The 11,463-nt window shown below is 71.7% G+C and carries 12 protein-coding genes; all 12 read right to left on the reverse strand.

Going from position 1 to position 11,463, the window contains the following annotated elements; translation table 11 throughout:
• Nucleotides 1-54: 54 nt before the first annotated feature.
• The 12 genes from CWN80_RS07480 to CWN80_RS07535 all read right to left on the reverse strand — a co-directional run bounded on the left by CWN80_RS07480 (nt 55) and on the right by CWN80_RS07535 (nt 11,443).
• Nucleotides 55-1,560: a hypothetical protein gene (locus CWN80_RS07480; protein WP_007927129.1), complete on the reverse strand. Its 1,506-nt coding sequence runs from the start codon at nt 1,558-1,560 to the stop codon at nt 55-57.
• The gene (locus CWN80_RS07485) at nt 1,554-2,345 is read right to left on the reverse strand and encodes a hypothetical protein (RefSeq protein WP_007927131.1); all 792 of its coding nucleotides are present in this window, start codon (nt 2,343-2,345) and stop codon (nt 1,554-1,556) included. Before CWN80_RS07485 ends, CWN80_RS07480 begins: the two co-directional genes overlap by 7 nt.
• A 51-nt stretch (nt 2,346-2,396) precedes the next feature.
• Nucleotides 2,397-3,866, reverse strand: a complete 1,470-nt coding sequence (locus CWN80_RS07490; protein WP_040881164.1) for an SCO6880 family protein — start codon at nt 3,864-3,866, stop codon at nt 2,397-2,399.
• A gap of 6 nt (nt 3,867-3,872) precedes the next feature.
• Entirely contained in the window at nt 3,873-5,258 is a 1,386-nt protein-coding gene (locus CWN80_RS07495; protein ID WP_128277085.1) for a TrbL/VirB6 family protein, read from the reverse strand.
• A gap of 30 nt (nt 5,259-5,288) precedes the next feature.
• Nucleotides 5,289-5,558 carry a DUF6112 family protein gene (locus tag CWN80_RS07500; RefSeq protein ID WP_007926521.1) on the reverse strand — a complete coding sequence of 90 codons (270 nt, stop codon included), beginning with the start codon at nt 5,556-5,558 and terminating at the stop codon, nt 5,289-5,291.
• A gap of 90 nt (nt 5,559-5,648) precedes the next feature.
• Complete coding sequence (locus CWN80_RS07505) at nt 5,649-5,915, reverse strand: DUF6112 family protein (protein WP_007926523.1); 267 nt, start codon at nt 5,913-5,915, stop codon at nt 5,649-5,651.
• The gene (locus tag CWN80_RS07510) at nt 5,915-7,570 is read right to left on the reverse strand and encodes a M23 family metallopeptidase (RefSeq protein WP_040881049.1); all 1,656 of its coding nucleotides are present in this window, start codon (nt 7,568-7,570) and stop codon (nt 5,915-5,917) included. Before CWN80_RS07510 ends, CWN80_RS07505 begins: the two co-directional genes overlap by 1 nt.
• A gap of 15 nt (nt 7,571-7,585) precedes the next feature.
• The gene (locus CWN80_RS07515; RefSeq protein ID WP_007926532.1) at nt 7,586-8,275 is read right to left on the reverse strand and encodes a hypothetical protein; all 690 of its coding nucleotides are present in this window, start codon (nt 8,273-8,275) and stop codon (nt 7,586-7,588) included.
• A 46-nt stretch (nt 8,276-8,321) separates the two neighbouring features.
• Nucleotides 8,322-9,332 carry a ParB N-terminal domain-containing protein gene (locus CWN80_RS07520; RefSeq protein ID WP_128277086.1) on the reverse strand — a complete coding sequence of 337 codons (1,011 nt, stop codon included), beginning with the start codon at nt 9,330-9,332 and terminating at the stop codon, nt 8,322-8,324.
• Entirely contained in the window at nt 9,329-10,243 is a 915-nt protein-coding gene (locus tag CWN80_RS07525; RefSeq protein WP_007926536.1) for a hypothetical protein, read from the reverse strand. Before CWN80_RS07525 ends, CWN80_RS07520 begins: the two co-directional genes overlap by 4 nt.
• 94 nt (nt 10,244-10,337) lie before the next feature.
• Nucleotides 10,338-10,748, reverse strand: a complete 411-nt coding sequence (locus CWN80_RS07530) for a hypothetical protein (RefSeq protein WP_007926537.1) — start codon at nt 10,746-10,748, stop codon at nt 10,338-10,340.
• A complete protein-coding gene (locus CWN80_RS07535) occupies nt 10,745-11,443 on the reverse strand; it encodes a helix-turn-helix domain-containing protein (RefSeq protein ID WP_007926539.1) in 699 nt (232 codons plus the stop codon). Before CWN80_RS07535 ends, CWN80_RS07530 begins: the two co-directional genes overlap by 4 nt.
• Nucleotides 11,444-11,463: the final 20 nt, after the last annotated feature.

Raw genomic sequence — 11,463 nt, forward strand, 5'->3', positions numbered from 1 at the left:
TGAGCGACGGTGATGCCCGGAACAGCTTCGATCCGCCAAGGCCTGGCGTCCCGTTCACGGCTCAAGAGCATGCGATGGATCGCCATTCATGCGGGCAGTGGTATCGAACGCGGCCAGTTCGGCGGGGTGGAGTTGGTGCTGGACGACGAAGCTGCGGTCCTTGATGCGCCAGAGCCCTTGCCCGGTGCCCAGTCCCGGCAGGAGACGTTGCTCGGTGCCGGTGAGCCCGAGCGCGGTGGCGGTGGGGCCGAGCTGGTCGGTCTCTTGCCGGTAGACGATCCGGGTCTCCGCGTTCGCCAGCAGCGAGTTCGCCAGAGCACGGTTCGCTGAGCCGAGGTCACCGACGTTCTCCAGGTCGGTGAGCTTGTGGAACACGAGCAGGTTCGCCAGGCCGTAGTGGCGGGCGAGCCGCCAGTGCGCGTCCATCCGGCGCAGCAGCGCCGGATGCGACATCAGCCGCCACGCCTCGTCGTAGATGACCCAGCGTCGGCCGCCGTTCGGATCGAGGAGGGCGGCTTCCATCCACGCCGACGAGCACGTCATCAGCACCGAGATCAAGGTGGAGTTCTCGGTGACGCGGGACAGGTCCAGGCTGACCATCGGCAGCGTCGGGTCGAACCTCACCGTCGACGGGCCGTCGAACAGCCCGGCCAGGTCACCAGCGACGAGCCGCCGCAGCGCGTGCCCGACTTGACGGCCATCCTCAGCAAGTCGGCCGTCTGGATCGTCGGCCGGGTCTGGGCGCAGCAGCCGGTCGACCACCATCGGCAGAATCGGCACCTCGGTGTCGCGCACCGCGCCGGCCAGGGCGGTATCGATCGCGGTGTGTTCCAACGGCGCGAGCGGTCGAGCAAGGACGGTCTCGGTGAGCGCGCCCAGTAGGTCCCGGCGCCGCGCAGCCAGCGTGGTCGCCCACTCCCGGTCCGAGAGGCCACCGGGACGGTAGCCCTCATCGAGCGGGTTGAGCCTGTTGCCCATCCCGTGCCCGAGGATGATCGCCTTCCCTCCGACCGCTTCGGCGACACCGGTGTGCTCGCCTTTGGGGTCGCCGGGAACGTAGACGCGGTAGCCGAACGGCAGGCTGCGCGTGTAGAGGCTCTTGGCGAGCGAGGACTTCCCGGAGCCGACGATCCCGGCCAGGATCAGGTTCGGGGCGGTGATAATGCCCCGCCGGTACAGCACCCACGGGTCGTAGACGAACGACGACCCGGAGTAGAGATCCTGCCCGATGAACATCCCCTGCGGCCCGAGACCAGCTTCGGCCAAGAACGGGTAGTGGCCGGCGAAGACGGCGCTGGTGTCCTGATGCCGAGGCAGCCGGAACCTCCCCGGAGTACGGAGCGCGGCTGGCCCTGGCTCGCCGGCCGAGGACAGGTAGACCGTGGCTCGCCGTTCGGCACGCTCAGCCTCCAGCTTCGCGCGGGCCGTGGCCTTCTCCGCCTGCCGCTGCTCGTCGACGAGCCGGGCGGCTGCTTGTCGCCGCTGCTTTCGCAGCCGCCGTCGTTCGGAGGCCGGTGCGACGAGGACGGCGGTGTGCAGCTTCTCGTCCCGGCTCACCACGAGAGCCCCCGGGCCTGCTTGACGGCGGCGACGCCGGGATGCTCGAACCAGCTTCCGTCCCGGACTCCGCTGCGCCGTCTCGCCGTATCGCGCCCGGTCTCGCGGTCCGAGGGTGGGACGGGGGTGTCGTCGGGCGGGTCTGTCGCGTGGTCGGCGGGGATCAGGTGCCGCCGGTAGAGGGCAACGTGCCCGGCCTGCGGGTTGTAGGTCATCGCATAGTCGCCAGTCTCGGCCGGCCGATCCCCGGCACAGACAGGGCCGTGGTCGTGAACATCGCCGTTCTCCAAGGCGGCGTCGGTGGTCTCGTCGCCGTAGTCCCAGCCGGACAGATGCTCGATCCCCGCCTCGACGCCGTCACGGTCGATGAGGTCGAGAACCCGGTCGGCGTCCTCGCCTTGCAGGAACACGACCCCCACCCACTGTTCAACGAGTTGCGTCGGTGGGTTCCAGACGATCCGGCCGGAATGACTCATCGCGGCGTTGAGCCGGTCGTGGGCCCGGTCGATGAGCGTGCCGGCCCGGTGCAGCTCGTCGGCCGCCGACACCGCCTCGACCGCACCGCCGGCCGGGTCGCGTGCTTCGTCGGCCAGCTGATGCTGCTGGTTCAGGTGGGCGGTGGCGAGCTGGTCCAGGACTTGCCGGAGCGAGCGCACCCCGCCCAGCAGGTCACCGATCACCGCGTACATGTCGGCCGGGTCGGCGAAGCTGCGGGTGGCGTGCGCGAGCCCGCGCAACGCTTCGGACGCCTCGGCGGCGTCGCGGCCGGGATCGGCGAACGTGGGCATCACTGGCCTCCATCTGTGCAGGGTCTCGACGCCTGCCAGGTAGGCCAGCGGTCACACGATCCGGCACAGCGGGAGCGCCGCCGCGGTGAAGGCTGCGGCTTGCTGGCCGACGAGCCGGCGGGTCTCGCAGGAGGCTTGGATCGCGGACTGCTCGATCGCGGCGATCGCGGCTTCCAGGTCGTCGAGGGTGGGTGCCGTGATGCTGATGAGGCCGGAGACGCGGAGCACGCCGTGTCCGGCGGTGAGGTCGGCTTCCTGTTGGAGCACGTCGTGGTACTCGGCGGTCTGGGCGGCGTCCTCGATCTGTCCCATCCGTGCCCGCTGGGCCGCATCGGAGAGGTGTTCGACCTTCTTCTTGCGGATGTCGCGGGCGGCCTGATCCGAACGCATCGGCGTGTAGAGCAGCGAGACCGAGCGTTGGATGCCGGTGGACAGCAGCACAGGGGCGAGGAAGCCCGGGTAGACCATGCTCCGGGGCCATTCGGCGACCCAGAGGACGGTGTGCCAGGCCGAGTCGGTGCGCAGGCTGCCCCAGGTCTCGGTGACCGCGACCGGGCCGGCGGTGGCGAGGTCTTGCCCGAGCTTCCCGTGCCGTTCCAGTGCGGCGGCGACGGCCGGGTCGTAGGCCGAGCGCAGGATCACCGCGACCTGGCCGGGGCCGAGCCACCCGACCGGGGTCAGGTCCGCCGACCGCAGCGCGGCGGTTAGGGTCGCCATCTCTTGGCGCAGGACCGCGGCGGCGCCCCGGATGCCGCCGCCGGCGGTCCTGATCTGCCGGGCCGCGGTCTTCATGTCCAGGGAGAGGCTGATCGTGGTGGCGTGCCGTTCCCCGGCGGGACCGGCCCGTTCGATCAGCTCGGCGTAGGTGGTCGCGGCCCAGGAGTCGTCGGCGGTGCCGTGCTCGGCCCACCATTCGGCCAGTCCGGTCCCGGAGTCCGGCAGCGTCCGCTCCAGGACCTGCAGGGTCGCGATCCGCCCGGACCGGCAGATCGTGGCGAGCACCCGTCCCCAGGAGGTGACCCGGCGTTCCTGCTCGCCGGGGTCGAGCAGCACGAACGCGGGATGGGTGACTTCGCAGACCACGGTGAGGGTGGACTGGCGGGGGTCGTGGATCATGCAGGCCCCGGTCTCGGGGTCCAGATGCTCGCGCAGCCGGGCCATGTCGCCGGGCAGGGCGAGGTTCCCGGCCGGGCGCGGGGTGACGATCCGCCGCCGGTACAGCAGTTGCCCGCCGGTGGAGCGCCACAGCCACCAGCAGGCGACGGGGAGCCATTCGACCATCGGCCGCCCGGCGACGGGCACCCAGGTCAGCACCGCGGCGAGCACCCAGATCGGGGCGGTGTAGGCCAGCAGCATCCCGGCCCCGCCGTAGAACGCCGCCAGCACGCTCAGGCCGCCGATGCCGAGGGTGATGAGCTGTGAGATCGAGAGCCCCAGCAGCACACCCCGGCGCGTGAGGCGGGAGAACTTCACCGGCGTCAGCTCACTGCCCGGCGCTTTCTGATCTGTCGTGGCGGGCATGGCCGGTCACTCCTTTCCGGTTTGCGGCGGCGCTGGCTGGGACGGTGCCGGGGTGCGCGGCTGGGGTGCGGACGGCGGGGGCGGTGTCTTGGACGGCGCGGTCTGGCCGCTACCGGCTTGGCCTTCGGCGCCGCTGGCGGCGGTCTCGGCCTGTCCGGCGACTGCCTTGCCTGCCTTCGGGCCGGATTCGGCCGCGCCCTTGACGACCTGCGCTCCGACGACGACCGCCGCGGCCGGACCCGCCGCCGCAGCACCGCCCCCCGCTCCTGCCGCCGCACCGGACCCTGCGCTGGTGCCGGCACCAGCGGTGCCAGCGCTGCCGGTGCCGCTGGCGGCGGCCGGTGCCGGGGTGCGCGGCGACGGGCTGCCGCCTGGTCCGCCGCCGGACACCTTTCCGCCTCCCGGGTCGCCGCCCTGGGGGTCATCGAGAACCTTCTTCGGCTCGCCGCCGCCGGGGGTCTTGGAGGGCAGCGGGAGGGGACGGTTGAGGGCGTTCTTGGCTTCCTGCTCGGTGCCCATCTGCTGGTAGAGGTCGAAGCCGATGAACGACACGAACCGGTAGGCCATGTACGGGGCGAAGGCCGCGATTCCCATCAGCACGATCCCGGTGATCGGCTCGGTGACCGCGGTGATGTCCGCCTCGATGGGGGTGGCGATCTGGGTGATCGCCAGCAGGAAGATCACCACGAGCACGAGCTTGGACACGATCAGAGCGATCACGAACGCGGCCCACTTGCCGATCCACCCCTTGGTGGCATCCCACGAGGCGCCGGCGAACGCGATCGGCGCGAGCACGACCCCGACCAGCAGCAGCGCCTTGCGGATCAGCAGCGAGAACCAGACGATGAAGACCGCGGCGATCATCAGCCCGGCCAGGAAGATCGTGACGATCGCGCCGACACCGGGAGCGGCGATGTTGATGCCGGTCAGTCCGGCGGCGAGCAGGATGATCTTGTCGCCCATCGTCTCGGTGGTCTCCCCGGATGCCTGGATGATGCCGATGCAGAGCTGGTCCACGATCTCCAGCGCGAGCGCGGTCAGCGTGACCACGACGAACGCGCCGAGCACCGACTTCGCCGCTCCGAGCGCGGCACGAGACAGTGCGGTCGGGTCGCGCTTGATGAGCCCGGTGATGAGTTGCAGGCAGAAGAAGATCAGCACCAGGAACACGCCGATGCCGAAGATCAGGTTGTAGACGTTGGTGAACCCATCGGTTTGGACGTCGACCAGGGTGGTCGTGTCGAACACCGCCCACATCGCCTCGATCAGCCAGCCGGCCGCGCCGCCCATCGCCTGGGCGAGCCAGTCGAACGGGGCAGCCACGACCGTCGCGGCAGCTTCCCCGGCCACATCGCACACCGACGAGATGACCGGCACATCGCAGACACCCATCGTGAATCTCCTGTCGTGTCGGGGCCGGCCTCAGACGGCCTGGCCGACGTCCCAGAAGAAGTTGACGAGCGTCACTGCGGCGCCGCAGATCACCGCGGCGCCGCAGGAGATCAGCACGCCGAGCTTCCCTCGCCCGGACAGGTGCGGGTTGGAGCTGTTGGCGCCGTAGGCCCACACGATCGCGGACACGATCAGCGCCAGGACGGACAGGATGAGGCCGACCGTCATCACGGCGCCGACGATGGCGCGGAGCTGTTCGATGCCGGGCAGGCCGGAGCTGTTGGGGTCGATGTCGATCACGGCGGTTACTCCCTCGCTGAGCGGATGGCTGGTTCAGCGGCGAGGTGAGCCAGTTGCCCCCTGAGGGCCGCGTCTGCCTGCGCGCGGGGGTCAGAGCTGGCGGCCGAGGACGATCAGCCAGTTCACCCACGCCACCCCAGCACCGGCGAGCACGGCGGCACCGGCCCCGACGAGCACCCCGACCCGGCCCTTGGAGGCCAGCGAGTGGTTGCCGTGCGACGCGCCCAGCGCCCAGCAGATCGCCGAGACGACGATCATCAGCACCGCGACGACGAGCACGATCGTGAGCAGCGCACCGATCACCTGTTCCAGGTCACCGATCCCGGCCAGGCCGTCGAAGTCGGGGAACACGTCCATCACGCACCGGCCTTGACGGTGACGTGGAGGTGGTCGAAGTGTCCGCCGGTCACGTCACCGGGGTCGTGGCTTCCGCCGCCGTCGTAGTCGCGCCAGCCTTCCCCATCGCGGGCGACCGACCAGATGCGGCCCTGCCAGATCAGGTACTCCACGCCCAGGGTCTCGGCGTGGTCTTTCATCCAGTTCGTCACCCGCCATCCGTCCTCGAGTTGCGCGGGTGTGGGATAGGTCCCGATGCGGTTGCCGAAGGTGATGTCGCAGGCGCGTCCCAGCGGGTGCTCGGAGGTGGTGCCGGGCCGGGGCGAGTAGCAGGCCCAGCCGGTGTCGGGGAACCCTGCGCGGGCTTGGGCCACGAGGTGCGCCATCCGGGCGGTGATCTGCCCGTCGCGGGTGGGGTCGTCCACTAGCCGGTCGGGGTCGCCGTCGACCGGGGCGGGTTCGCCCGCGGTGCCGCCGGGGGTGTCGCAGCCGGCGGGGGTGCCGACGGCGGCTTCGGGCAGGTCGGCGGCGTTGTGCGCGTTGAGCCACGCGGCGGCGTCGACGGCCTCGCCGTGGGTGCCGCCGGGGCGGACCTCGAAGTGCAGATGCGGTCCGGTGGAGTTGCCGGAGCTGCCGACATCGCCGATGTGCTGCCCGGCGACCACCCGGTCACCGGCTGAGGCGTGGAGGCCGGATTCCCACATGTGGGCGTAGGCGGTCGCCACCGTCTGGCCGTCGATCTGATGCTCGATGACGATCAGCCCGCCGTAGCCGCCGGAGAACTCCGCGACGGTCACGGTGCCGTCCGCGGCGGCGAGGATCGGGGTGCCGTCGGGGGCGGCGAGGTCGGTGCCGGTGTGGAACGACGACTCTCCGGTGATCGGGTGGACTCGTGGCCCGAACTCGCTGGTGAGCACCCAGGTTCCCTCCGGCAGCGGGAACACCACCCGCGCGGACTGTGCCACCGGACCCGCCGCGACCGCGGACCTCGCCGGACCGGCCGAGCCGGATGCGTCGGTTCCGTCGCTGGCGGCGCCGGTGAGGGCATCAAGGATCGCGTCGGCGACTGGCTGGTAGTTGCGGTAGCGGTCCGGGTAGGCGCTGACTTCGACGGCTTGGGCGGCTTCGCCGGGGTCCATCTGCTGCCAGCCCGGGATGTCCAGCAGCCCCCGCGGGCTCGGGTAGTTCGGGCCGTCCGGTCCGCCGAAGAACGCCCGCGCCTGGTAGTTCGGGTCCATCAGCTCCGCGACGGTGCCCCACCCGGATTGCGGTCGCATCTGGAACAGGCCGAGCGAGTCGTGATCCGAGCCGTTGCCGTCGTTGGGGTAGTTCCCGCTGTCGGGGTAGGCGCCGGTGTTCGCCAACTGCCGCAGCGTGCTCTCGGCCAGCGCGGCCATCAGCGCGATCGTGATGCCGGGCCGGCCGACGCCCTCGATCCCGCCGCCGATCGTGATGATGGTGGCCGCGTGCGTGAGCTGCTGCCGGTTCAGGGTGAACGTCTCACCGTTCGCGGTCGTGACCGTCAGCGACTCCGGGACCGTCCCGACGGTCACCGATCCGCCGGGAGTCGCGCAGTTCGCGGCGGCGGGATTCATCAGCACGCCGATGCCGACCAGCCCCAGCATGGGGCCGAGCAGCAGCAGCGCGAGGATGGCGGCGGTGAGCTTCTTCAACACGGCAGGACCCGGTGGCTATCGGAGCGGGTTGTCGAGCTGGGACAGGCGCAGCAGATGACACAGGCCGGTGCGGAACTGCGGCGCCGGCGGCGGGCAGGCCAGGAACACCGTGAACGACACCGACTGCTCAGCCGTGACCGGTTCGCCGTTCCAGACGCCCGCGCGGTGGCGGGTGCCCTCGATCGTGACCGCGGTGGCACCAGGCGCGAGCTGGCCGGGCTGGGCTTGCTCGACCGCCTGATCCCATGCCTCCGGTACGAACGAGCGGTCGATGACCAGGCGCTGGGTGGTGGCGTACTGGCGCAGCTCGATCCACGTCTCACGGGAGGGCAGGTAGGCGGCGATGTCCGAGCCGAGTCCGGCCTGCTCGGTGCCGGAGGGGTCGCCGACCTCCAAGATTCCGGCGGAGTAGTCCAGCGGCATCAGCCCGGAGCCGGTGTCCCACCCGAACAGCGCTTCCGCGACGTTGCGGGCGAACTGATCCGGGTCGTGCGAGGGCAACACTCGCGGTGGCCCCGGCGCCGCCGGGCCGGTCTCGTCGAGCGCGGTGACGGTCGGCGCCGGTGCGGGTGCGCCGTCACGGGGTGGTCGTGGGCCGGTGAGGAGCCCGTAGACGCCGACACCGACGAGGAGCAGCAGGGCGAGCCCGGCGGCGATCACGGCGATCAGCCGGCCACGGGACCAGGATGCGAGATTCGTCTTCATACCCGCCAGGTGCGCCCGCCCGTGACACACCGGGACCCGGAGTAGTTCAGAGTGCGCGTAGCAGCGGCTGGTCGGGCTGGGTCGCGGTGCGGGCGGTGCGGAGCCGGTCAGCGAAGGCCATCGTGCCTTCGACGGCGGCGAAGAACACCTCGATCTGCTCGTCGGTCAGGTCCGTCGCCAGTTCGTCCACGTCGTAGTGCGTCCACCACGCGTCCAGCCCGCCCCAGGTCAGCACGAACGCGCGCACCGAGAACCGTGCCGGACCCGCGTCCCCGTCAGCGGGTCGCGCCTCGGATACGGCCCGTTTCGGAGCCTTGCCGCGCCGGGTGGTATGGACGCGGGCGAGTGCTTCGTCGGCCAGCTCGTGCAGCCGCCGGTCCCGCTCAGCGCCGGTGTCGGAGTGTGCGTCCCGGAGACGCTGGAGGATCGGGATGACCGGCGCGCCGGCCTCGATCCGCGCCAGCCCGTCGCGGGCCTGGCCGCGCAGCGCCTCAGAGACGGAAGGGTCGTCGGTCAGGCGTTGCAGGAACCCGATCTGCTCCAGCCGCGTGTAGGACAACGAGCCGGTCACCATCCGCGCTGCTTGCGCGCGGGCATCGCCGAGCGGGCCGGGGGCTGGTGGTCCCGCCGAATCGGCGGGACCATGCTTCCCGGGCTCGTGGCCGTCCTGGAACTGGGTGGCCGCCTTCCTGCGGGCGGCGTCCTCGGCGATGAGTTCCTTGATCTCCCGGTACAGCCCGGCCGCCTCGATCGGGGTGAGGGACTTGTGGAGCTGGTTGTCGTCCTGTTCAGCGAGCAGATGACCGAGCCGGTCCGAGATGCCCGAGCGCACCCACACGCTGACGCGGCGGTGCCCGAGCTGCTTGATCGCCGCGAGCCGCCGCGCCCCGCACACCAGCGTCCCGTCCGGGGTGATCGTCGGCGGCTGCAACAGGTCCTCCCGCTCGATCGACGCCGCCAGAGCGTCGAGGTCGCCCAGGTCGGTGCGGTGCCGGCGACCGACGGTGATGGAGTCCACCGTCCGCTCCAGCTCGATCCGCCCGTCCGGGGTACTCATCTGGCACCTCGCGACGTGTCGGTGCCGCGCGCGTTCGTGCCGGGTGCCGCCAGCGACAGGGTGAGCACGAGGTCGTCGTCGCGCAAAAGCACCGGGAGCGTCTCACCGATCAGCAGCCGCAGCAGGATGCCCCGTCCGGCGCCGGTCGTCGCGAGTTCCGCCGCGGGGCTGCCCAGCAGCGCACGCAGCAGCACCGCCCAGGTCCGGCCCGGCATGTCGAGCAACGCGCGGGCGTGCTTGTCACGCCGCAGCGTCTCGTAGGCGGTGTGCCGGTTCCCGACCCGGGTCAGCGTCCCGCAGACATGCTCCACCGCCGCCCGCGCGGTCCCCGCAGGCCAGCCCAGCAGCACCAGCAGCGTGATCGCATCCTCGACCGCCGCGGTCGCCGACGTCGGTTCCGACCCGTCCCGCCCTGCCTCGTCACCGTGTTCCTCGCCGTGCCCGGTGGTGTCGTGCGGGTCGGTGATCTGGAAGGCGGGGTGGTAGTCGTCCAGCGGGTTCTCCCGGTCGGAGAGCCGTTCGGGGTCGTGGAACACCGAGTAGCGGGGCCGGCGCGCCTGGTGGGTCGAGCACAGCAGCCCTTGGCCGCGTTCCTCGGCGATGCAGGTGATCCGCACCGCGTGAGTGACCACCGCCCACGGGTCATCGGCGGTGCGGGCGGCCTTGCTGCGCATCACGTCGAACGCCGCTGACGCGGCCTCCCACGGGTCGAGCCGGTGCTTGTGCGCCAGGGCCGCGTACTTCTCGGCCGCGAACGCCATCAGCTCACCCGCCACGGGGTCCTGCTCCCACGCGCCACGACCCGCGGCGTGGAGCCGGTGCAGCAGCGCGCGCAGCCCCTCGCTGCTGCGGTAATCCTCCGCCCGTTCGCCGCTGTTCGTCGTGCCGGTGGTCTTGGTGTCGTCGGTCATGGTTGGGGCACCTCCTGGCGGGCAGGTGCGCCCGCAGGTCCCTGCGGGTCTGACCTCCGCCAGCCAGGCGTCCACCACTGATCACCGCTCCCGGCTACCGCATCCCGACCCCGGAGCGGACCTGGGCTCGGTCGGTGCCGCCGCGACGCCCGAACGCCGACACCGGCGGCAGATGCCGGGCACGTTCGCTCGCCCTCTGCGCGCCCTTCTCGATCGGGGCGCGCAGACGGCGGCTCCCCGCGGCGGCGAGGTCGATGCCGCCGCGCGACAGCGCCCCGCCGGCGCGGGCGAACAGGTCGGTCGGGCGCACCCAGTCCACGCCCCGGCCCCGTACCTGCGCCAGCTTCTCCTTCGCGGCCCGGCGGGATGCGGCGTCCCTGATCGCGTCCGGCGTCCTCGTCGCCTCCGCATCCTCGGTCGGCGCGGTCGGTGTTCGTGGGGCGTCGTCCGGCACGCGATGCCGTCGGTACTGCTCGGCCGGGTTCGTCTGGTCCTGGTCACTCATGGCGTGACTCCTTCCCTTATGGGCTCGGACCCGGGCGGGCCGGCCTCATGGCTGTGGTGAGCGTCGGGACGCTCGGGGCGGGGCAGCCACCGGCCGACTGTCGAGGGATGCACCCCCAGGTGTCGGGCGATGGCCTTGTTCGACCACTCCCGCTCCCGTAGCTGCGCCGCCTGCGCCCGACGATCCGAACCAGCGTCCTCACCCGCCTCGAAGGGGCCGGGCGTGGCAGGCGGGGGTGCGGGTCGTTCGGGCTCGATGCCTGCCACGGTGACCGTGGCGGGCGGCACCTCACCCGCTGTCTCTGGCGGTTCGGCGGGACGGGCGGCAGCGCGGGTCAGAACGACGGTCAGATGGGTGATCGCCAGCAGCACCACGGGCGGCACCGCGGCGACTGCAGCCGCGAGCGGGCCTGGCACGTCGGCGTCCGCGGCGACGACCGCATGCAGGGAGTTCGCCGTCACCGACACCGCCGCGCCGCCGATCAGCAGCGTCCACGGATACCAGGCCGCCTTCTCACCGGCGAGCGCGACCACGGCGACCGTGGACACCACGATCACGCCATCGACGATCAGCGGCCACGCCCACGCTTGCCCCGCCCCTATCCCGGAGCGGCGGGCCAGGTCAGCCAGCGCGGTGAAGGACAGCCAGAACGCTCCGGTGGCGATGAACACCGTCCCAGCAACGGAAGTGACCACGGCCCAGCTCCGCCCCCGCA

The organism is Janibacter hoylei PVAS-1 (genome assembly GCF_004025845.1).
Classification (GTDB): domain Bacteria; phylum Actinomycetota; class Actinomycetes; order Actinomycetales; family Dermatophilaceae; genus Janibacter; species Janibacter hoylei.